Consider the following 21,106-nt stretch of genomic DNA (forward strand, 5'->3'; position numbering starts at 1 on the left):
ATCGAGCGTTGGACTCCCACCGCTTTCCGACACAGCGCCTTCGATCATCTCGCGACCTTGATTCGCAGCCGGATGCCCCCGGCCCAGATGAAGAAACCGCCCTCGATGAAAAGCAATGCCAGAAGCGGCGCCGCGTTGTGGCTCGCCCCCAGCGAGTTCGCGTCCGACGTCGCGCCCACCATCGCCAACCTTCCCGCCGTGCGCCACGACGCCCGTTTCTTCCTGCTGCATGCCTGGCTGCCGATGGCGGCATTCGTCGTGCTGGTGATGGCTTCGATGGGGTTCGGCGCCGATCAGTGGCTGGCCGACCGGCTTTACGAATGGCAGGGCCATCGCTGGCTGCTGCGGCATGCACCTGCGACCGAGTGGTTCCATGCCGCCGGCCGCGACGTCAGCACGGTGGCGTGGCTGGGTGTGCTCGCGGCGTGGCTGGTTGCCCGCTCACGCCGGAGCCTGGTGGCGCTGCGCCGGCCGCTGGCCTATCTGGTCATCGCCACTGCGTTGTCGACCATCCTGGTGGCCTGGACCAAGTCCTGGTCGAACATGGACTGCCCCTGGGATCTGGTCCGCTACGGCGGCGATCGGCCCTACGTCGGGCTGTTCGCGCTGCGTCCGCTCGGCCTGACCCGCGGCGACTGCTTCCCGGCCGGCCATGCCAGCGGCGGCTATGCCTGGTTGTCCCTGTACTTCTTTCTGCTGGCGGTCCGTCCTCGCTGGCGCTGGGCGGGACTCGCAGTGGGCGGCGGGGCGGGACTGCTGTTCGGTCTCTCGCAACAGTTGCGCGGCGCGCACTTCGTTTCGCACGACGTCTGGACCGCCGGCATCTGCTGGGCGACCGCGCTGCTGCTGTACCTGCTGTTCTGGCACCGGCCGGTGCGCGGCATGGAGGCGGGCCGATGAGCACCGTCGTCCAGGGGCGGTCCAACGCCATCTCCGCCTTTACGCAGGCACTGCGTCAGTTCGCCGAGTTCCGTCCGGAAATGACCGTCGAGCGACTGGCACTCCTTGCCAGCGCGTTCTTCACGGTGTTCTGCAACGTCGCCTTCTTCCGGGCCGCCGCCGCGACGGGAGCGCTGCAAGGCCACTGGCCGACCGCATTGAGCCTGGTGGCGATGGTCGGCGGGCTCAACCTGCTGTTGTTGTGCCTGCTGCTCAATCGCTGGACCGCCAAGCCGCTGCTGATCGTGCTGCTGCTCGTGACGTCGGTGGCCGCGCATTTCATGAGCCGCTACACCATCTACCTGGACGCGGACATGCTGCGCAACATCCTGCACACCGACGGCAAGGAGTCGGGCGAACTGATTTCGCCCGGTGTGCTGCCGTCGCTGTTGAGCCTCGGGGTGTTGCCATCGCTGCTGGTCTGGCGTGTGCGCCTTCGCCATCGCACGCTGCGCCGCGCGGCGCTGGTGCGTGCTGCGTGGGTGGTGCTGGCGATGCTGATCGCGGCGGGTGCGGCGCTGGCGTCGTTCCAGAACCTGTCGGCGCTGATGCGCAACCATCGCGAATTGCGCCACCTGATCACCCCCGGCAATTACCTGGTCTCGCTGGCACGCGTGCTGGCCGACGACGAGGTCGCCAAGCACCGCCCGCGCACGCCGCTCGGCACGCACGCCCATATCGCCGGCCGACCGGCCGAGGCGCGGCCGCGTCTGCTGGTGCTGGTCGTCGGTGAGACCGTCCGCGCGCAGAACTGGGGCCTCAATGGCTACGCACGCCAGACCACGCCCGAGCTGAGCCGCATCGCGCCAGTCAACTTCAGCCAGGTCAGCTCGTGCGGCTCGGCGACCGAGGTGTCGGTGCCGTGCATGTTCTCGCCGTGGGGCCGCGCGAACTACGACAAGGACCGCATCAAGCATTCCGAGTCGCTGCTGCACGTGCTGGAGCACGCCGGTGTCCACACGCTGTGGCGCGACAACCAGACCGGCTGCAAGGGCGTCTGCGACGGGCTCGCGTTCGAATCGTTCGAGCACGCCACGTTGCCGAAGGTCTGCGATGCCGAAGGCTGCCTCGACGAAGCCATGCTGCAGGGACTGATCGGCGAGGTGGATCGCCGTCCCGGCGACATGGTCGTCGTGCTGCACCAGCTCGGCAACCACGGTCCCAGCTATTACAAGCGCTATCCGCCGCACCTGCGTCGATTCGTGCCCGCCTGCGAAACGTCCGAGCTGGGTGATTGCAGCCGCGAGCAGATCGTCAACGCCTACGACAATGCGGTCCTGCACACGGACGAATTCCTGGCGAACACCATCCGCCTGCTGGCGGCACAGACCGGACGCGACACGGCGCTGATCTACGTGTCCGACCACGGCGAATCGCTGGGCGAGAACGGCCTGTACCTGCATGGCGTGCCGTATGCGATCGCGCCGGACACACAGACCCGCGTTCCGATGGTGATGTGGCTGTCGTCGGGCTTCGCCGCCTCGCGTGGCATCGACATCGCATGCCTCAAGCGAGAGGCGAAGGCGCCGGCCAGCCATGACAACCTGTTCCACTCGGTGCTGGGCCTGATGCAGGTGAGCACGTCCGAGTACGACCCGGGCCTGGACCTGTTCCGCGGCTGCGCATCGCGCTGATCGGGTCGGCCGCCTACGCGAACAGGTCGCTCTGCGTGTCGACGCCTTCGTCGTCGACGAAGCCGGACAGGCCGACGCCGACGAGCCGGTAACGCGTGCTGTCCGGCAACTGCACGCGCCCGCGGAGGTCGCTGGCAATGCGCACCAGCGCTTCCAGCGATGCCGGCCGCTCCGCCGGCGTGAGGCTTCGGGTGAGGATGCGGAAGTCGCTGGTCTTCAGCTTCAGCACCACGGTGCGTGCGACGCGGGCGTGCTCGCCGCCGCGCTCGCGCTCGTAGCCGGCCCAGGTCTTCTCGGCGAGCCGGCGGATGTGCGGCTCCAGTTCGTCCAGCGGCAGGTCGTGCTCGAAGGTGTCCTCCGAGGAGATCTGCAGGGTGGGGCGCTCGGGTTCCACCGGGTTGTCGTCGATGCCGAACGACAGTTCGTGCAGACGGCGCCCCCAACGACCGAAGCGCAGCTCCAGTTCGGCCAGCCCGATCTGGCGCAGGTCGGTGACGGTGGCGATGCCCAGTTCCTGCAGGCGTGCCTCGGTCACCTTGCCCACGCCGGGCAGGCGCCCGACCGGCAATGGTGCGAGGAACGACTCGACCTGGTGCGGGCGGATCACGAACAGGCCATCGGGCTTGCGCCAGTCGGACGCGATCTTCGCCAGGAACTTGTTGGGCGCGACGCCGGCCGACGCGGTCAGTTGCGTCTCCTCGCGGATGGCCGCACGGATCGCTTCGGCGGTCGCCGTGGCGGTGGGCAGGCCGGTCCTGGTCGTGGTGACATCGAGGTAGGCCTCGTCCAGCGACAGCGGCTCGATCAGGTCGGTGTGGCGGGCGAAGATCCCGCGTACCTGCTGCGAGACCGCCTTGTAGCGGGTGAAGTCCGGCGGCACGAACACGGCATCCGGACAGAGCCGCTCGGCCCGTATCGCCGGCATCGCCGAGCGCACGCCGAACGTGCGCGCTTCGTAGCTGGCCGCGCAGACGACCGATCGCGCGCCGCGCCAGGCGACCACCACCGGCCGTCCCCGCAGGCTGGGGTCGTCGCGTTGTTCGACCGACGCGTAGAACGCGTCCATGTCGACGTGGAGGATCTTGCGCGGGGGAACGGACAAGGCTGAGCGGCGACAGCCGGCGGGGCGTGGCTGTTAGTACAAATACTAAATCACACAATGGCCGCCGGCCAAGGCCAGCCAGCGGCTCAGGAGGGCCTGCGTCCCCGCACTCCGATACCGTGTTCGTAGACGAGCCTTCCGCCCCACCAGCCGGCGATGCACAGCACCAGGAAGCCAATCACGCTCATGCCGAGGCTGAGCATGCCGGGACGCGTCAGCGATGTCCCTTCGAGCCGCAGGAACAGGCTCGTGGCGTAGCAGCACCATGCCGCCATCATCAGCAGCATGTGGCGGTTGACGGCGCCGATCACCGGGCTGCCGTCTTCCAGCTTCTGCAGCTCGACGAAGCCGGTCGCCATCGCCGCGAGCGCGGCCAGCGTGCCGATGGCCATCGTCACGCCGGCGAACTGCCACGCCGGCTGGCCCCAGTGAAGGCTCGCCAGGTCGGCCACCGTGGCCAGCGTCCAGGTCGCGATCGGGAAGTGGACGAACGCGGGATGCAGCGGATGGCTCACGCCGCCAGCACCGCGCTCAGCAGCGTGAGGAAACCCACCACGGCAACACCGGCGTGGACGAACACCACCGCCTTGGGCGCGATCTTGCCGCGCAGGTGGATCGAGGCCAGGTAGAAGCCGCCCAGCGCCGCGAGCACCAGGATGCCCAGTGCGGCCGTGACGCGCGCCGGCGCACCGCCCTGCAAGGCGATGAGGATCAGCAGTACCAGGCCGCTGGCGCCGAGCAGCGCGTGTGCGATGGAGATGGCCCATGGAGCCAGCCGGCCGCGAAGCACGTGGGAAGCCAGCACCAGACCGCCGAGGGCGGCAATGGCGAAGACGAGCAGGGCAGTGGTCAGCATGTCGGTTCTCCTGTGGTCGAAGATGGGCGCAGCTCAGTCGCAGGCGGGAAGGTGCGTTCGAGGCGTTGCATCACGGCGGCGGTCATGCGGTCGCAGCGCGTGCCGAGGAAGGGGAACGCATCGGCGAGCGTCGCCGACAGCGCATCGTTGAGTTGCGCGCGCAACAGCCGGCGCGCGCGATGCAGCCGCGTCTTCACGGTCTCGGGGCGAAGCTCGAGCACGACCGCGGTTTCCTCGACGGTGCAGTCCTCGATCTCGCGCATCACGAACACGATCCGGAACGGCTCGGGCAGGCGATCGACCGCATGTTCGATGAGCTGGCGCGCCTGGTCGCGTGCGGCGAGGGCCGCCGGGTCCTCGTTTCCGAACTTCTCCGGAAAGGAAATGATGTTGTCCACCTGCAGTGCCTCCACCTGGTCGATGTCGACGACCGGGCGGCGCTTGCGCAGGCGCCCGTAGCATTCGTTGAGCACGATCCGCGTCAGCCATGTCAGCAGGGAGGCCTGTCCGCGAAAGTCGCCCAGTTTGGCGAACGCATCGACGTAGGCCGCCTGCACTACGTCCTCGGCTTCGGCATCGTCGTTGACCACGCCGCGCGCCACGCGGAACAGCCGCTGGTTGCAGCGCCGCATGATGTCGCGGAACGCCTGGCGATCGCCGCGAAGCACCAGGTCCACGAGGGCGGCATCGTCCATCGCGGCGTAATCGCGGGCGAGCGTGCTGCCGGGTTGGGCCATGATCCGTATCTCCTGCTGCGTACTCGGAATTCGTCCTGCAACCATTGGATGCAAGCGTGTGCTTCAGGTTCCCGCCGGCGCATTCAGTGTGGACAGGATCTCGCGCCGGAAGGGTTCGCGCTCGAAGCGGCCGAGCAGGCAGCGCGTCATCATGGCTACGCCCTGCATGTCGACGCCACGTGAAGCGATGCACTCATGCGCGGCCCGGATGACCACCGCGACGCCGCGCGGCTGCAGCACGCGGTCGAGCGTGTGGGCGATCTCCTGCGTCAGGCGTTCCTGGATCTGCAGGCGCCGCGCGAAGGCGTCGACCAGGCGAGCGAGCTTGGAGATGCCGACGACGCGCTCGCCCGGCAGGTAGGCGACGTGGGCAACGCCGCGGATCGGCGCCATGTGGTGCTCGCACACGGAGCGGACCGGGATGTCCCGCAGCAGCACGATGTCGTGGTAGCCAGCGCCCTCGAACGTGCGTCCGAGCACGTGCGCGGGATCGATTGCGTAGCCGCCGAACCATTCCTCGTAGGCGCGCACCACGCGGGCTGGCGTATCGGCCAGGCCCTCGCGCGAGGGATGGTCGCCCGCCCAGGCGGATCAGGGTGCGCACCGCGGCTTCCGCTTCCTGTCGGGTAGGGCGTGGGTCGACCGGGGCGTCGGGCGCCGGCTTTTCGTCGATGACCTGCAGTCGGGCGTCCAGCACGTTCTTTACCTGAGTCCGGGGTTCAGTCGTAAAGATGCAGCAGGGCGCGAGAGGTTCCCGCCGGCCTGGTGTGTGGCCCGGAACCGCGCCGGGCCCGCCGCGTCCAATGCGCATGCCCTTCGCGCGCCCAGCCGCAAGCCGATGTCGATCTGATGGAGTCATGCCATGTCGCAATCCGATGCTCCTCCTCCTGGCCCGGACCTGCGTCAGGGCGTCCCCCTGTCGATGGTTCCCGCCTCGGGCGTGCTCGCCGGCCATGTCAATGGAGCGCCGGTGCTGCTGGCGCGTCTGGATGACGGCATTCATGCCATCGGCGGGGCGTGCACGCATTACGGCGCGCCGCTGGCCGAGGGCCTCGTGGTTGGCGAGGAGATCCGCTGCCCATGGCACCATGCCTGTTTCAGCCTCCGCACCGGGCTGGCCCTGCACGCTCCCGCTTTCGCAGGATTGCCGATGTGGCGCGTCGAGGTCACCGGCGACACCGTGTTCGTGCGCGATGAGCAGTCGCCGGAGTCTGCGCCGCCGGCTGCGAACAGCGGGCATCCCGCCAGCATCGTCATCATCGGCGGTGGCGCCGCGGGCTATGCCGCGGCCCTGCGGCTGCGCGAACTGGGATTCGAAGGAACGCTGACGATGCTCAGCGCCGACGAAGCGGGTCCCTACGACCGGCCGAACCTGTCGAAGGACTACCTGGCAGGCACGGCGCCAGCGGAATGGATTCCGTTGCAGGCGCCTGACTTCTACGAATCGCAGCGGATCGACCTGCGGCTGGACTGCGAGGTCGCCAGCATCGATACCGGGGCAAGGCAAGTGGTGACGTCGTCCGGCGAGCGCATCGCCTATGACGCATTGCTGCTCGCGACCGGCGCCGAGCCGCGGCGTCTGCCGCTGCCGGGTTTCGACCGGCCCAACGTATTCGTGCTGCGCTCGCTGGCCGATTCGACGGCGATAGTGACCGCATGCGAAGGCGCGAGATCGGTTGCGCTGGTGGGAGGCGGCTTCATCGGCATGGAAGCCGCGGCCGCGCTGCGGGCACGGGGACTGGACGTGCACGTCGTGGATCTCGACGAAGTGCCGATGTCGCGCGCCCTCGGCCGCGAAGTGGGTGGCTTCATCGCCGGCCTGCACCGCGAACAGGGCGTGACGTTCCATCTCGGCGTCGCGCCGAAAGGCTACGACGGGAAGCAACTGGAGCTGGCAGACGGCACGCGCGTGCCCGCCGACCTGCTGATCGTCGGCGCCGGAGTGACGCCTCGCGTGGAACTGGCTACTGCCGCCGGGCTCGACGTCGACAACGGCATCCTCGTCGACGACACCCTGCAGACATCGGCGCCGAGCGTTTTCGCCGCCGGCGACGTCGCCCGCTACCGTTATCGCGGCGAGTTGATCCGCGTCGAGCATTGGGTGCATGCGGAGCGGCAGGGACAGGCCGCAGCGGCGAACATGCTCGGCGCCGCCAGGGCCTTCGCCGACGTGCCGTACTTCTGGACGCACCATTACGGCCTGGACGTGCGCAGCACCGGCCACACGACGGGCTTCGACGAGGTCCGCATCGATGGCGACCTTCAGGCCCGGGATTTCACCGCTCGCTACTTCCGCGCGGGGCAGTTGATCGCCGCGGTGTCGGCCGGGCGCGACCTGGAGAACCTGGTGATCGAAGCCGAGCTGAAGGCGGGCTAGGGCCTGTTAACGCTATTGGGATAAGCCGCGTTGCCCCTCAGGGGCCGCTAGGTGGTGCTGCGCGCCGCAGCGGCTTGCTGATTGCAAGCTCAAGGCACGCGGCGTCGCGTGGCGGCCCCTGAGGGGCAACCCAAAGGGTCGGGCGTGGAGGCGCGCGATGCGGCGTCATCGCTCGGTTGCGTATCGACATACGCGTCCTCGCTCTTCCTTGCCTCACACGCCTCCATGCCCGGCGCGGCCTATCCCAATAGCGTTAACAGGCCCTAGACCAGTCCGGTCGCGTAGAAGGTCGCGATCACGACGAACACCGCGGCGGTCTTGATCAGCGTGATCGCGAAGATGTCCTTGTAGGCCTGGCGATGGGTCAGGCCGGTGACGGCGAGCAGCGTGATCACCGCGCCGTTGTGCGGCAGCGTGTCCATGCCGCCGGACGCCATCGCCGCGATGCGATGCAGCACCTCCATCGGGATGCCGGCCGCGTTGGCGTTGGCGATGAACGTCTCGGCCATCGCCGCCAGCGCGATGCTCATGCCGCCCGAGGCCGAACCGGTGATGCCGGCCAGCGCGGTCACGGTGACCGCCTCGTTGACCAGCGGATTGGGAATCGCGCTGAGCGCGTTGGCGACGACCAGGAAGCCGGGCAGGGCGGCGATCACCGCGCCGAAGCCGTACTCGGACGCGGTGTTCATCGCCGCCAGCAGCGCGCCACCGATGGCCGACTTGCTGCCTTCGGCGAAGCCGGTCATCACCGGCTTCCAGGCGAACGCCAGCACTGTCGCGATGCCCAGCAGCAGTGCGCCCTGTACGGCCCATATCGCCGCGACCTTGGACACTTCCTGCACCACCGGCGCGGCGCTGCCGATCACCGCCGGGTCGAAGCTGTGGCTGTCGCCGTAGAAGCGCGGGATCCAGCCGGTCAGTAGCTTGTTGGCCACGCCCACCAGCACCAGTGGCAGGATCGCGATGGCCGGGTGTGCGAGATGGCCACCGGCAAAGGGCGTGGGTTCGTTGACCAGCGTGTCGCCATAGCCTTCGCCGGCCTTCAGCGCGGCGCGGCGGCGCCAGTCGAGATAGAGCAGGCCGATGGCCAGGATGAAGACGCCGCCGAGCGTGCCCAGCACCGGCGCCGCCCAGGTGTCGGTGCCGAAGAACGTGGTCGGGATGATGTTCTGGATCTGCGGCGTGCCAGGCAGCGCGTCCATCGTGAAGGTGAAGGCGCCCAGCGCGATCGTGCCGGGGATCAGGCGCTTCGGGATATGGCTTTGGCGGAACAGCTCGGCGGCGAAGGGATACACCGCGAACACCACCACGAACAACGACACGCCGCCGTAGGTGAGCAGCGCGCAGACCGCCACGATCGACAGCATCGCGCGGCTGGCGCCGAACAGCCGGATGGTCGCGGTGACTATCGACTTGGAGAAGCCGGACAGTTCGATCACCTTGCCGAACACCGCGCCGAGCAGGAACACCGGGAAGTACAGCTTCAGGAAGCCGACCATCTTGTCCATGAACAAGCCGGTGAACATCGGCGCCACCAGCGACGGGTCGGTCAGCAGCACCGCGCCCAGCGCCGCGACCGGCGCGAACAGGATGACGCTGTAGCCGCGGTAGGCCACGAACATCAGGAAGCACAGCGCGGCCAGCACGATCAGAAAAGCCATTCCCTTATCCCCGCTCCCCGGTGGGTGCCGATCAAGACGGATCCAGTGAAGACGGATCCGCGGCGGGACGGCGGCCGTCAGGCGCACCTTCCCTGCAATGGAGCGGCAGTGTCGGCAACGCGCGGCGCGACCGGCATTGTCCAAAGGTACAGATGCGGCCCGGGGTGGCCGCCTCCTAGTCTGTCGGCCATGACGGGGGAGGGCCCGTCGGTCAATGCGTATTCCGGCCAGGAGGAGTCACGGCCCGGAGCGCTCAATCGAACGGGACTGGGGAGGAAGCGTCACCATGATTCGCAGCAGCAAGGCCATCAACATCAAGCCCAGGAACATCAAGCCCAGGAGCGGCCTCGCCGTTGCCATCGCCTGTGCGCTGCTGGCGCCGGCGGCCTGGGCGCAGGACGTGTCGTCGCAGACCGAGGCCAGCGCCGACGCGACCACGCTCGGCTCGGTCACGGTGACTGCCCGCAAGCGCGAGGAGACGCTGCAGGAAGTGCCGGTCGCGGTCACCGCGTTCACCGCGCAGGCGCTGGACAAGCTCAACGTCGAGGATCTCAGCGACCTCGACGGTCAGGTGCCGAACCTGACCATCTACGCCGCACGCGGCTCCAGCAGCACCGTCACCGCCTACATCCGCGGCATCGGCCAGTCCGACCCGTTGTGGGGCGTGGACCCGGGCGTCGGCATCTACATGGACGACGTCTACATCGCCCGGCCGCAGGGCGCGCTGCTGGACGTGTTCGACGTCGAGCGCGTCGAAGTGCTGCGCGGCCCGCAGGGCACGCTGTACGGCAAGAACACGATTGGTGGTGCGATCAAGTACATCTCGCGCGGCCTGACCACGGGTACCCAGGGCTTCGGCTCGATCACCATCGGCAACTACAACCAGCTCGACGTCCGCGCCGCGATCGGCGGCTCGGTCGGCGACGGCGCGCTGCGCGGCCGCATGGCCGTGGCCAGCCTCAACCGCGATGGCTTCGGCGACAACCTGACCTCCGGCCAGGAGGTCAGCGACAAGGAGATCCTGGCGGCACGCGGCCAGCTCGGCGCCTACGTCAGCGACAACCTCGACATCCAGTTCGCGTTCGACTGGATGGACGACCAGTCCGGCGTGCGCGGCGCGAAGATGCTGGCACCCAACCGCTTCGCCCCGACGTTCGCGCCGCTGGATGATCGCTACGACGTGCGCAACGGCATGCTCAACATCAACGACACCTCGATGAAGGGTGCCTCGGCCGCCGTCAACTGGCGCATCAACGAGGACTGGAGCGCCAAGTACATCCTGGCCAAGCGCGAGTCCGACACCGAGACCAACATCGACTTCGACACGCTGCCGAACAAGATCGCGGACGTGAAGGCGTTCTACAGCGACGAGCAGGTCAGCAACGAGCTGCAGGTCAACTACGATGCCGGCGGCCGCGCCCGCGGCGTGATGGGCATCTACGCGTTCGACGGCGAGGCCGGCGGCCAGGTGCTCAACAACTTTTTCAATCTGTCGTTCGGTGACACCCAGGGCACGGTCTACACCGACAGCATCGCCGCCTACGCCGACTGGACGTTCGACCTCACCGAGAAGCTCAAGCTCGACGTCGGCGCGCGCTACACCGATGAGAAGAAGCATGCGGTCGTGCTCAACCGCTGCTACACCGACGCTACGTTCAGCACGCTGGCAGTGCGCTGCGCGGCCAACAACCCGACTCCGATCGCGGCCAACTTCGACAAGCGCATCGGGTTCGAGAACACCTCGCCGAAGATCTCGCTCGACTACCAGATCACGCCGGACGTCATGGTCTACGGCCTCGCCACCCGCGGTTTCAAGTCGGGCGGCTTCAACATCCGCGCCCAGGCCACCGCCGTGCCGCGCTCGGCCGAGCCGTTTGACGACGAGACCGTCGACAGCTACGAAATCGGCAGCAAGATGGCGTTCTTCGACCAGAAGCTGTTCCTGAACCTGGCCGCGTTCCACAACGAGTACGAGGACATCCAGCTGTCGGTGTTCACCGCCTACGACAGCAACGGCGACGGCACCAACGACGCGTTCTTCGGCGACTTCACCAACGCCGGCAAGGGCACCATCGACGGTGCCGAAGTCGAGTACCAGTGGCTGCCTACGCCGCACTGGCTGATCAGCGGCAACCTGGCCTGGCTCGACGCGAAGTACGACGAGTTCCTGTACGCCGGCATCGACATCGCCGACGAGCAGGAGTTCACCAACGCTCCGGACTTCTCCGGTGCGATCAACGTCGAGTACCGCACCGACCTGTCCAACGGCGGCAACCTCTCGGCACGCGTGGGTTACACCTACCAGAGCGACGTGGTCGCCACGACCGAGATCGTCCGCACCGGTGCGCAGCCGATCACCCAGGACGGCTACGGCCTGGTCAACGCCGGCATGATCTGGACGATCAACGACGCCTGGTCCCTGTCGCTGCAGGGTACCAATCTGGCCGACAAGGAATACCGCACCACCGGTTACAACCTGAACGCGGCGCTGGGGGTGATGACCGGCTTCTACGGTCCGCCGCGCCAGTACTCGCTGGCGGTGCGTTACCAGTTCTGATCGCGCGCAAGGCGATGAAGAAGGGCGGCGGCGGGCTTCGGCCCGCCGTCGTTTTTTGGCTATCCTGCAAAGCGGGCAGGGGACGAAGCATGGCGAGCGGTGCAGCGCGGGGCTATCCCCGGGGATCTGAAGCATGTTGAGCCTGGCGGCGGTCGCGCTGGCGGGCATCGCGTGGCTCGCGCTGATGTTCGGCACGGCGCTGTACGCCGAGCGCCAGCCTGCGGCACTCGCCCGCCATTGGCGCCACATCTACGCGCTGTCGCTCGCGGTGCACTGCACCTCGTGGACGTTCTACGGCACGGTCACGCAGGCCGCGCGTTACGGGTGGCCGCTGCCGCCGACGTTCCTCGGCGCGATCGTCCTGTACGTGCTGGCGTACGGATTCATGATGCAACTGGTGCGGCTGTCGCGCGAAAGCAACGCGACCTCGCTGGCCGACCTGATCGCCACGCGCCTGGGCAAGGACGCGTGGCTCGCGGCGACAGTGACGCTGGTCGCCGCGCTGGGACTTATCCCATACATCGCGCTGCAGCTGAAGGCAGTGGCGATGAGCTTCGCGATGCTGACCACGCGCTCGCTCGACGAGGCCGCCTCGCCCTGGTGGCGCGACAGCGCGTTGTACGTGGCGCTGGCGATGGCCCTGTTCGCGATGCTGTTCGGCACGCGCCATGCCCGTGCCGCGGAACACAATCGCGGACTGGTGCTGGCGATGGCGTTCGAGTCGCTGTTCAAGCTTGCGGCGATGCTGGCGCTGGGCGCGTTCGTCTGGTTCGGACTGGATGCGCTGCCGGACGTGCCAGCGGCCGCGCCGCCGCGCTCTTCGGGCGGTTTCGCGCCGCTGGTGCTGCTCGGCGCGCTGGCGATGTTCATGCTCCCGCACCAGTTCCACGTCGGCGTGGTCGAGTGCCGCGACGAGAAGCATGTGCGTACCGCGCGCTGGCAGTTCCCGTTGTACCTGGTGCTGATCGCGTTACCGGTGCTGTCGCTGGCCAAGGCCGGCGACGCGATGTTGCGCGGTACTGGCGTGCCGTCGGACCTGTATGTGCTGGCGCTGCCGCTGTCGCAGGGCCAGCACGCACTGGCGCTGTTCGCCTTCCTCGGAGGGCTGAGCGCGGCGACCGGAATGGTCGTGGTCAGCACGCTGACCCTGAGCCTGATGATCGGCAACCACTGGTTTGCGCCGGGCCTGCTGCGTGGTGCGTGGTCGCATGCCGGCGGCGGCGATCTGCGCGGGCGCGTGCTGATGCTGCGTCGTACCGGCATCGTCGCGACGATGCTGCTGGCCTGGGCCTACAGCCGGCTGGTGGTCGGCAACGACGCTCTGGCCGACGTCGGCGCCGTGTCGTTCTCGGCACTGGCGACCCTGGCGCCGGCGTTGGCGTTCGCGGTGTGGCGCCCGCAGACGCCGCCGCGCGCGGCGGTCGCCGGCATCCTCGCCGGCTTTGCGGTGTGGGCGTGGATCCTGCTGGTGCCGATGTTGTCCGCTGCGCGCGGCGTCTCCCCCGCATGGCTGCAGGAGGGCCCGTTCGGATGGGCCTGGCTGGCGCCGGAGGGCATGTTCGGCCTGACCGGATGGAGCCGACTCGGTCGTGCGGTGGGCGCAAGCCTGTTCGCCGGTACCGTGGTGACCGTACTGGCCGCGATCTGGCGCCGGCCCACGCCTCATCGCAGCGATCGCGGCCTCGACGCACGCACGTTGCGCGCGGCCGGCCTGCGCTTCCTGCCGCGCGAGCGCGTGACCGAACTGCTGCGCGATGCGCCGACCAACGGCGCGGTCACGCCGGCGACCGAAGCGGCTATCGAACGCGAACTTGCGGCGGTGCTCGGTTCGGCCTCGGCGCGCGTGCTGCTCGACGCCGCACGCCGCGACACCGGCCGCGACCTCGACACCATCGCTTCGATCGTCGGCGAGGCCACCGCGGACTTCCGCTTTAACCAGCGCGTGCTGGAGGCGGCGCTGCAGAACATGAGCCAGGGCATCAGCGTGGTTGACGCGCAGTTGCGGCTGGTGGCGTGGAATCGCCGCTACGCGGAGCTCTTCGGCTTTCCACAGGAGATGCTGCAGGTCGGGCGTCCGATCGCCGATCTCGCGCGCTGGGCGATGCTGCGCCTGCCGCCGCTCGGCTACGGCGATCTCGAGCGCGGACTGGAGCGACGCCTGGCCTACATGCGCGCGGGCACGCCGCACCTGTCCGAACGCGTGCTGCCCGACGGCAGCATCATCGAGATCCGCGGCAATCCGATGCCGGGCGGCGGATTCGTCGCCACGTTTACCGACGTCACCGCGTTCCGTCGCGCCGAGGCCGGGTTGATCCAGGCAAACGAGACGCTGGAGCAGCGCGTCGTCGAGCGTACCGCGGCGCTGGAGATCGCCAAGCGCGAGGCCGAACGGGCCAATGAAGCCAAGAGCCGCTTCCTCGCAGCGATTGGCCACGACCTGATGCAGCCGCTGCACGCGGCCCAGCTCTTCACGGATGCGTTGTCGCAGCAGCTCGGTGCCGGACGCCCGCTGACGTCGGCACAGGGCGAGACGGTGGCGCAGATCGCCGGCGCGCTGGATTCCACGGGCGACCTGCTGACCGGCCTGCTCGACATGTCGCGGCTGGAGGCGGGTGGCCTGGTGCCGCAGTTGCGCGAGTTCCCGCTGGCCGAAGTGCTGGAGCCGCTGGCCTCCGAGTTCGGCGCGATTGCGTCTGCACGCGGCCTCACGTTCCGCTACGTGCCCAGTCGCGCGTGGACGCGCAGCGACCCGCAGCTGCTGCGGCGCGTGCTGCAGAACTTCCTTGCCAACGCGGTGCGTTACACCGCCGAGGGCGGGCTGCTGCTGGGCGTGCGCCACGAAGGCACGCATCTGCGCATCGAAGTGCTGGACACCGGCCCGGGCATCGCGCCGGAACAACAGAAGGTCATCTTCGAGGAGTTCCGCCGTGGCGAGGACGCGCCGGGGCAGGGGCTCGGGCTGGGCCTGTCCATCGCCGACCGCATCGCGCAGTTGCTCGACGCACCGCTGACGCTGCGCAGCCGAATCGGACACGGCACCGCCTTCGCGGTGCGGCTGCCCCGGCTCGTGCGTCAGACGGCGCCGGTGCCGGCATCCTCCGGTAAGCGCGGGTTGGCCGGACGACGCGTGCTGCTGGTCGACAACGATCCAGCTGCTCTTGCATCGCTGGCGGCGCTGCTGCGCGGCTGGGATTGCGAGGTCGCCACCGCGCACGACGGCGCGCAGGCAGAAGCGTGCATGCGTGTCGCGCAAGCCGACCTTTGGCTGTTCGATTACCACCTCGACGACGGCGACACCGGCGTCGCGCTGGCGGGACGGCTGGGCGAACGCTTCGGTACACAGCCCGCGCTGATCCTCAGTGCCGACGCCAGCGAGGCGGTGCGGCGCGACGTGCTCGAGGCCGGGCTGTCGCTGCTCGGCAAACCGGCCAAGCCGCTGGCCTTGAAATCGGTGCTCGATCGATTGCTGGCAGCGCGGGAACTGCAGCCCGCGTAGGTATCAGCCCGCCATCTGCCGCGCCGGATCCACCAGTTCCAGTTCGCGCAGCACCACGCTGGCCTGCGTGCGATTGCGCACACCGAGGCGGTCGAAGATGGCCGACAGGTGCGCTTTGACGGTGCGTTCCTGCACGTCCAGGCGATCGGCGATCTGCTTGTTGAGCAGCCCTTGCGCCACCAGCGTCAGCACACGGAACTGCTGTGGCGACAGGCTCGCCAGGCGCGCCGCGAGGTCGGCGTCGCCACTGGCGCTCTGAGTGCGCGCCACCGACGCCCGCAGCGAGGCCGGCAGCCATTGTTCGCACGCGAGCACGGCGCGGATCGCGTCGCGCAGTTCGTCCAGACCCGCGCTCTTGGGCAGGTAGCCCGCTGCACCGTGGTCGAGCGCGCGGCGCACCACGCGCGGGTCGTCATTGGCCGACACCACGACCACCGCGACGCCCGGGTACTGCGCGCGGATCGCGGCGAGGCCGGCGAGTCCGTGGTTGCCCGGCATGTGCAGGTCCAGCAGCACCAAGTCGATGCCGGGGTCGGCTTCGAGCGCGGCGAGCACGCCTTCGAGCCTGTCGGTTTCGCTGACGCGCGTGTCGGCCACGGCATCGGCCGCGGCCTGACGCAGCGCGGCGCGGAACAGCGGATGGTCGTCGGCGATCAGCAGCGTGGGCATCGGCCCTAGCCTAGCAAGCACGCCGGGCTGCGTGGCGATCTTCGCACTGGTACCAAAGTACGATGAGCGCATGCCACGGCCTTGCTAGGCTGCGGTCATGAGCCATCTTCCGCTTCGTATTGCCGCCGTTTCGGCGGTCCTCGCCCTCGCGGCCTGCGCCACGCAGCGCGTCGCCAAGGAGTCCGCGCCGATGTTCACCGCCCAGCGCGTTACCGAGCATCGTGGCAGCGACGACCTGCTCACCGGCGGCCTCGGTCTGAGCGGGTTGCGTGCGATGGTGCCGCCCGCATTCGCCGATGCGGAGCACCCGGCGCCCGCCGAACTGCGCCGCCGCGCGTTATGGAGCAACTGGCGCGGCATCGCCGACCTCGCTCCGGGCGGTGGCTACGGCGATCTTTACGGCAGCACTGCGGCCGTGCCGGGACGCGAGTTCAGCGCGCTCGCCACGGTACCGGGTGCAAGCCAGCCGCACCGCGTGCTGGTGCAGGTGCCCGATGCGTTCGACACGAAGAAGCGCTGCGTTGTGGTCGCGGCTTCGTCGGGTTCGCGCGGCATCTATGGCGCGATCGCCGTTGCAGGTGCCTGGGGCCTGCCGAAGGGGTGTGCCGTCGCATACACCGACAAGGGCGCGGGTACGGATTACTTCGATCTCGACGCCGGGCAGGGCATCAATGCCGACGGCACCGTCGCCGCCCCGGCCACGGCCGGGCTCGCCTTCGCACCCGACGCGCCGTCGGCCGCCCCGGGCGTGCGTGGGGTCGCCTTTAAGCATGCGCATTCGAAGGACAACCCCGAGGCCGACTGGGGCCGGCACGTGAAGCAGGCGGCGCAGTTCGCGCTTAGCTCGCTCGACGAGGCCTTCCCGCAGGCGGCACCGTTCACCTTCGACAACACCCGCGTCATTGCCGCGGGCATCTCCAACGGTGGCGGTGCGGTGCTGCGCGCGGCAGAAGGCGACAGCGACTGGCTGGACGGCGTTGTCGCCGGCGAGCCCAATGTGCTGGTCGAAGGCGAGGGCAGTCGCGCGCTCTACGACTACACCACGCAGGCGGCCTTGCTGATGCCGTGCGCGCTGCTGCACCTGCAGGGCCTGCCGCAACCGCCGCTCGCGGCCCAGGCAACGCCGCTGTGGACGCAACGCTGCGCGCTGCTCAAGGACGCCGGGCTGGTCGAAGGCGCCGATACCGCCGCGCAGTCGAAGTCCGCTTACGATCAACTCAAGTTTGCCGGCTGGACCGACGAGGCGCTGCGCGCCGGCGCGTTGTCAGTCGGATTCGACCTGTGGCGCGCCGTGGCCGTGCCGTATGCCTCGGCCTATGGCCGCTATGCCTTCGGCGAGATGCCGTGCGGCAACCGCTACTCGGCACTCGGCGCCGACTTCAGCCCGCGTGCGGCGACCGCCATCGAGCGCGCGGCATGGTGGTCCGATGCCAGCGGCATTCCGCCGGGCGCAGGCGTCAACATCATCGAGGAGCATCCGACCGAACCCCTGCGCACACTGCGCTGTCTCCGCGAACTGTGGCAGGGCGACAGCGCCGACGCACTGCGCGTGCGCAAGGGCATCGCCGAAACCCGGGCCGGCCTGCCGCGCGAGGGTTTACCGGTGGTCGTCATCCATGGCACCGACGACGGCCTGATCCCGATGGCCTTCACCAGCGCGCCCTATGTGCGCTGGGCCAAGACGGCCGGGCGCGACGTGCGCTACTGGCAGGTCCGCAACGCCCAGCACTTCGACGCCTTCCTCGGCTTGCCGGATTACGGCTCGCGCTACGTGCCCTTGCTCCCGTACGTCTACGAAGCGCTGGACCGCGTCGATGCGCACCTCGATGGCAAGGCCGGGTTGCCCGCGGATGCCGTGATTGCCACGACACCGCGCGCAGGCGCGCCATTGCAGGCCGCGAACCTGGCGATGCCGCCGCGCTGATCGCGCGCGCTCCCAATCCGACAGGCAGGTCTTCACCGTTCATCCTGAGCGTAGGCGCGCAGCGCCGAAGTCGATGGACGAGCGGGAGACGTAGGTCCGGCCTGCCTTCGACTTCGCTGAGCTACGCTCAGGGCGACCGGCGTGGGTGCGCCCGGGAAGGGTGGGTACGCACGTCCCTCTTGCCGGTTTAACGTCACGTTTGGCAGGCTGTCGGCCTTCGATGGAGTTGGAGCGCCGCATGCCTCGCCACTTTTCCATGCTGCGCGGTTTCCACCTCGCCGACTGGTTCACCCTTGCCAACGCCTTCTGCGGCACCGGCGCGATCTTCGCGGCGATGCGTTTCCTGCAGGACGGCGTCGTCCGCGACCTGCTGATCGGCATGGCACTGATCCCGCTGGCCTTCATCTTCGACGCGCTCGACGGCCGCGTGGCGCGCTGGCGCAATTCCGCGTCCACGCTCGGGCGCGAGCTGGATTCGCTGGCCGATATCATCTCCTTCGGCGTCGCGCCGGCATCGCTGGCCTATGCCTGCGGTCTGCAGGGGGGCTGGGATTGGGTGGTGCTGAGTTACTTCGTCGGCTGCGGCGTCAGCCGCCTGGCGCGCTACAACGTGACGGCCGAGCAGTTGTCCGGCGGCGGCGACAAGGTCAAGTATTTCGAGGGCACGCCGATCCCGACCAGCCTGGTCCTGGTCGTCGTGCTGGCGATCGCTGCCTGGCAGGGTGCGATCGGGTCCAACCTGTGGCTGGGCATGGTCAAGCTGGGCCCATGGCAGTTCCATCCGCTGGTGCTGATGTTCGCACTGTCGGGCTCGCTGATGATCAGCAAGACACTTCACATCCCCAAGCCCTGAGCGGTCGCGATTGCCCGTCTCAGCATCGCAACACCGCGTTGGTACCATGATGGGACCCAGCGTAGACGGCGAAGGCGAGCGAATGGACGATTTCGAGAACTGGTCCCGGCAATACTGGAATGCCTGGGGCGATGCGTTGCGCGCTGCGGCTCCCGCGACGGCCGCGCCCGGCATGCCGGGCTGGAACGACGCGATGAACTGGTGGTCGAAGCTGGCGCAGGGCGGGACCGGCGCGGGCGATGAGGCGGTTTCGCGTTTCAGTCAGCAGGCGCAGGGCTGGTTTGGGCAGATGCAGAAGCTGGCCGCGCAGTTCGCCGGCCGCAACGCCAGCGCCGCCGACATCGCGTCGGCGTGGAAGCAGGCGCTCGGCGGCCATGGCGCCAACCCGTTCGCCGACATGCTCGGCATGATGCCCGGCAGTGGCCAGACCGACCCGTCGCAGTGGTTCGCGCAGGCCGCGCCGTGGCTGCAACAGCAGCCCTGGCAGGCGCGGGGGCGCGAGTGGCTGGGGTTGCCGGCATTCGGCTTCGCCCGCGAGCACCAGGAGCGCTGGCAACAACTGGCGCAGGCGCAACTCAACATGCAGGAGCAGAGCCAGGCGTATCAGACGCTGCTGGCCGAAGCGGGACAGGATGCCTTCGTCCGCTTCGAACGCAAGCTGGCCCAACGCAGCGAGCCCGGACGCCAGCTCGAATCGGTGCGCGCGTTGTTCGACCTGTGGATCGACGCGGCCGAGGAAGCCTATGCCGACGTCGCGCTGTCGCCGCGTTTCCGCGATGCCTACGCCGCCCTGGTCAACTCGCAGATGACGCTGCGCGGACGCCTGCAGAAGGAAGTCGAGCAGGCCAGCGCGCAGTGGGGCATGCCCACCCGCACGGAACTGGATTCGGCGCACCGCAAGATCGTGCAGCTTGAGCGCGAACTGCGCCGCCTGCGCGACGCCGTGCAGCAGTCGGCGTCGCGCGGCAGTCGCGCCGAACCGGCCGCAGATCCCCAGGCGAAGGCCAAACCTGCGAAGCGTCCAGCGCGGGCGGTCGCGAAACCTGCATCGACCACCGCCGAGGCAGCGCCCGCCGCGCGCAAGGTGGCCAGGACGGCGAAGGAGAAGCGCTGATGGACCCGATGAATCCGCAAGGCCCGCTGGCCTTTACCGTCGAATCGCTGGCGCAGGAATCGCTTCGCTTCCAGTCCAAGCTGCGCGCAGGGCTCGACACGCTGCACCAGGTCGAGGACATCGGCTATGGCGCCACCGCGCGTGAGGAAGTCTGGCGTGACGGCAAGGTCGTGCTGTACCGCTTCCGCGGCGAGCGCGCGGCTACCGCGAAGGTGCCGCTGCTGATCGTCTACGCGCTGGTCAACCGGCCGTACATGGTCGACCTGCAGGCGGACAAGTCGATCGTGCGTGGCCTGCTCGAGCGTGGCGAGGACGTCTACATCCTCGACTGGGGCTATCCCGACCGCTCCGACCGCTATCTCGAGCTGGAGGACTACATCCAGCGCTATATCGGCGGCGCCATCGACCACCTCTGCCACGAGTACCGCATGGACGCCGTCAACCTGCTCGGCATCTGCCAGGGCGGGGCGTTCTCGCTGTGCTACACCGCGCTCAATCCGGCCAAGGTCCGCAACCTCATCACGATGGTCACGCCGGTGGACTTCCACACCGGCGACAACATGCTGGCCAACTGGACGCGCGGCCTCGACGTCGACCTGTTCGTCGATACGCTCGGCAACGTGCCGGCCGACGTGATGAACTGGTGCTACCTCACGCTCAAGCCGTGGCGGCTGTTCGTCCAGAAGTACGTCGGCATGGTCGACGTGCTCGACGACCGCAAGGCGCTGGAAGACTTCCTGCGCATGGAGAAGTGGATCTTCGATTCGCCCGACCAGGCGGGCGAGGCGTTCCGCCAGTTCGTCAAGCAGTTCTACCAGGGCAACGGCTTCATCAAGGGCGGCATCGACATCGGCGGCCGCAGCGTCGACCTGCGCAATGTCGACATGCCGGTGCTGAACATCTACGCCGAACAGGACCATCTGGTTCCGCCGGATTCATCGCGCGCCCTGGCCGACCTGGTCGGCACCGACGACTACAGCGAGGTGTCGTTCAAGGGCGGGCACATCGGCATCTATGTGTCGAGCCGTGCGCAGCGCGAAGTCCCGGGTGCGATCCACGACTGGCTGGCGCAGCGCTCGCGCTGAGGCCTCGCGTGCGCGGTGCAGGCGCCTTGCCTGCATCGCGCCATACGGAAGATGAAGACAGTGACGCAGGTGCGCGGTCGAAGCGCGCGCGCCGTGACAGAA

Annotated in this window: 15 protein-coding genes and 1 pseudogene; 9 read left to right on the top strand and 7 right to left on the bottom strand. The window is 68.6% G+C overall.

What is annotated here, in order from left to right:
* The first annotated feature begins 243 nt into the window (after positions 1–243).
* A complete protein-coding gene (locus IU514_RS10290; RefSeq protein ID WP_386761298.1) occupies positions 244–900 on the top strand; it encodes a phosphatase PAP2 family protein in 657 nt (218 codons plus the stop codon).
* Positions 897–2,573, top strand: coding sequence for a phosphoethanolamine transferase (locus IU514_RS10295; RefSeq protein ID WP_194931023.1), 1,677 nt, complete (start codon positions 897–899; stop codon positions 2,571–2,573). The genes IU514_RS10290 and IU514_RS10295 overlap by 4 nt, the downstream gene beginning before the upstream one ends.
* Before the next feature lie 13 nt (positions 2,574–2,586).
* Here IU514_RS10295 and dinB read toward each other — a convergent pair whose 3' ends face one another.
* The 5 genes and pseudogenes from dinB to folE form a co-directional block, all read right to left on the bottom strand.
* Positions 2,587–3,675, bottom strand: a complete 1,089-nt coding sequence (gene dinB, locus IU514_RS10300; RefSeq protein ID WP_194931024.1) for a DNA polymerase IV — start codon at positions 3,673–3,675, stop codon at positions 2,587–2,589.
* Positions 3,676–3,761: 86 nt separating this feature from the next.
* Positions 3,762–4,190, bottom strand: coding sequence for a DUF2231 domain-containing protein (locus IU514_RS10305; RefSeq protein ID WP_194931025.1), 429 nt, complete (start codon positions 4,188–4,190; stop codon positions 3,762–3,764).
* Positions 4,187–4,531, bottom strand: coding sequence for a hypothetical protein (locus IU514_RS10310; protein WP_194931026.1), 345 nt, complete (start codon positions 4,529–4,531; stop codon positions 4,187–4,189). The genes IU514_RS10305 and IU514_RS10310 overlap by 4 nt, the downstream gene beginning before the upstream one ends.
* Entirely contained in the window at positions 4,525–5,268 is a 744-nt protein-coding gene (locus IU514_RS10315) for an RNA polymerase sigma factor (protein WP_194931027.1), read from the bottom strand. Before IU514_RS10315 ends, IU514_RS10310 begins: the two co-directional genes overlap by 7 nt.
* Before the next feature lie 63 nt (positions 5,269–5,331).
* Positions 5,332–5,950 (bottom strand): annotated as a pseudogene (folE, locus tag IU514_RS10320) (GTP cyclohydrolase I FolE).
* Positions 5,951–6,130: 180 nt separating this feature from the next.
* Here folE and IU514_RS10325 point away from each other — a divergent pair.
* Positions 6,131–7,645, top strand: coding sequence for an FAD-dependent oxidoreductase (locus IU514_RS10325; RefSeq protein ID WP_194931028.1), 1,515 nt, complete (start codon positions 6,131–6,133; stop codon positions 7,643–7,645).
* 263 nt (positions 7,646–7,908) lie between these two features.
* Here the strand turns inward: IU514_RS10325 and IU514_RS10330 are convergent, their stop codons facing one another.
* Complete coding sequence (locus IU514_RS10330) at positions 7,909–9,306, bottom strand: GntP family permease (RefSeq protein ID WP_194931029.1); 1,398 nt, start codon at positions 9,304–9,306, stop codon at positions 7,909–7,911.
* Positions 9,307–9,592: 286 nt separating this feature from the next.
* On the opposite strand from IU514_RS10330, the gene IU514_RS10335 reads away from it, so the two are divergent.
* Together IU514_RS10335 and IU514_RS10340 are read left to right on the top strand one after the other, a co-directional pair.
* A complete protein-coding gene (locus tag IU514_RS10335) occupies positions 9,593–11,863 on the top strand; it encodes a TonB-dependent receptor (RefSeq protein WP_194931030.1) in 2,271 nt (756 codons plus the stop codon).
* 133 nt (positions 11,864–11,996) lie between these two features.
* Positions 11,997–15,359 carry a hybrid sensor histidine kinase/response regulator gene (locus tag IU514_RS10340; RefSeq protein ID WP_194931031.1) on the top strand — a complete coding sequence of 1,121 codons (3,363 nt, stop codon included), beginning with the start codon at positions 11,997–11,999 and terminating at the stop codon, positions 15,357–15,359.
* Positions 15,360–15,362: 3 nt separating this feature from the next.
* On the opposite strand, the gene IU514_RS10345 is transcribed toward IU514_RS10340, so the two are convergent.
* Positions 15,363–16,028 (bottom strand): response regulator, encoded by a 666-nt coding sequence (locus tag IU514_RS10345; RefSeq protein WP_194931162.1) that lies wholly within the window; start codon positions 16,026–16,028, stop codon positions 15,363–15,365.
* A 97-nt stretch (positions 16,029–16,125) separates the two neighbouring features.
* Between IU514_RS10345 and IU514_RS10350 the strand changes: the two genes are divergently transcribed.
* The 4 genes from IU514_RS10350 to IU514_RS10365 all read left to right on the top strand — a co-directional run bounded on the left by IU514_RS10350 (position 16,126) and on the right by IU514_RS10365 (position 21,004).
* Positions 16,126–17,952 (top strand): 3-hydroxybutyrate oligomer hydrolase family protein, encoded by a 1,827-nt coding sequence (locus tag IU514_RS10350; RefSeq protein ID WP_194931032.1) that lies wholly within the window; start codon positions 16,126–16,128, stop codon positions 17,950–17,952.
* A gap of 238 nt (positions 17,953–18,190) precedes the next feature.
* A complete protein-coding gene (locus IU514_RS10355; RefSeq protein WP_194931033.1) occupies positions 18,191–18,805 on the top strand; it encodes a CDP-alcohol phosphatidyltransferase family protein in 615 nt (204 codons plus the stop codon).
* Positions 18,806–18,851: 46 nt separating this feature from the next.
* The gene (gene phaE, locus IU514_RS10360; protein WP_228760631.1) at positions 18,852–19,919 is read left to right on the top strand and encodes a class III poly(R)-hydroxyalkanoic acid synthase subunit PhaE; all 1,068 of its coding nucleotides are present in this window, start codon (positions 18,852–18,854) and stop codon (positions 19,917–19,919) included.
* A gap of 8 nt (positions 19,920–19,927) precedes the next feature.
* A complete protein-coding gene (locus IU514_RS10365) occupies positions 19,928–21,004 on the top strand; it encodes a class III poly(R)-hydroxyalkanoic acid synthase subunit PhaC (protein ID WP_194931164.1) in 1,077 nt (358 codons plus the stop codon).
* The last annotated feature ends 102 nt before the right edge of the window (positions 21,005–21,106 follow it).

The sequence above is a fragment of the Lysobacter niastensis genome (genome assembly GCF_015453285.1).
In the GTDB taxonomy this organism is placed as follows: Bacteria; Pseudomonadota; Gammaproteobacteria; order Xanthomonadales; family Xanthomonadaceae; genus Lysobacter_J; species Lysobacter_J niastensis.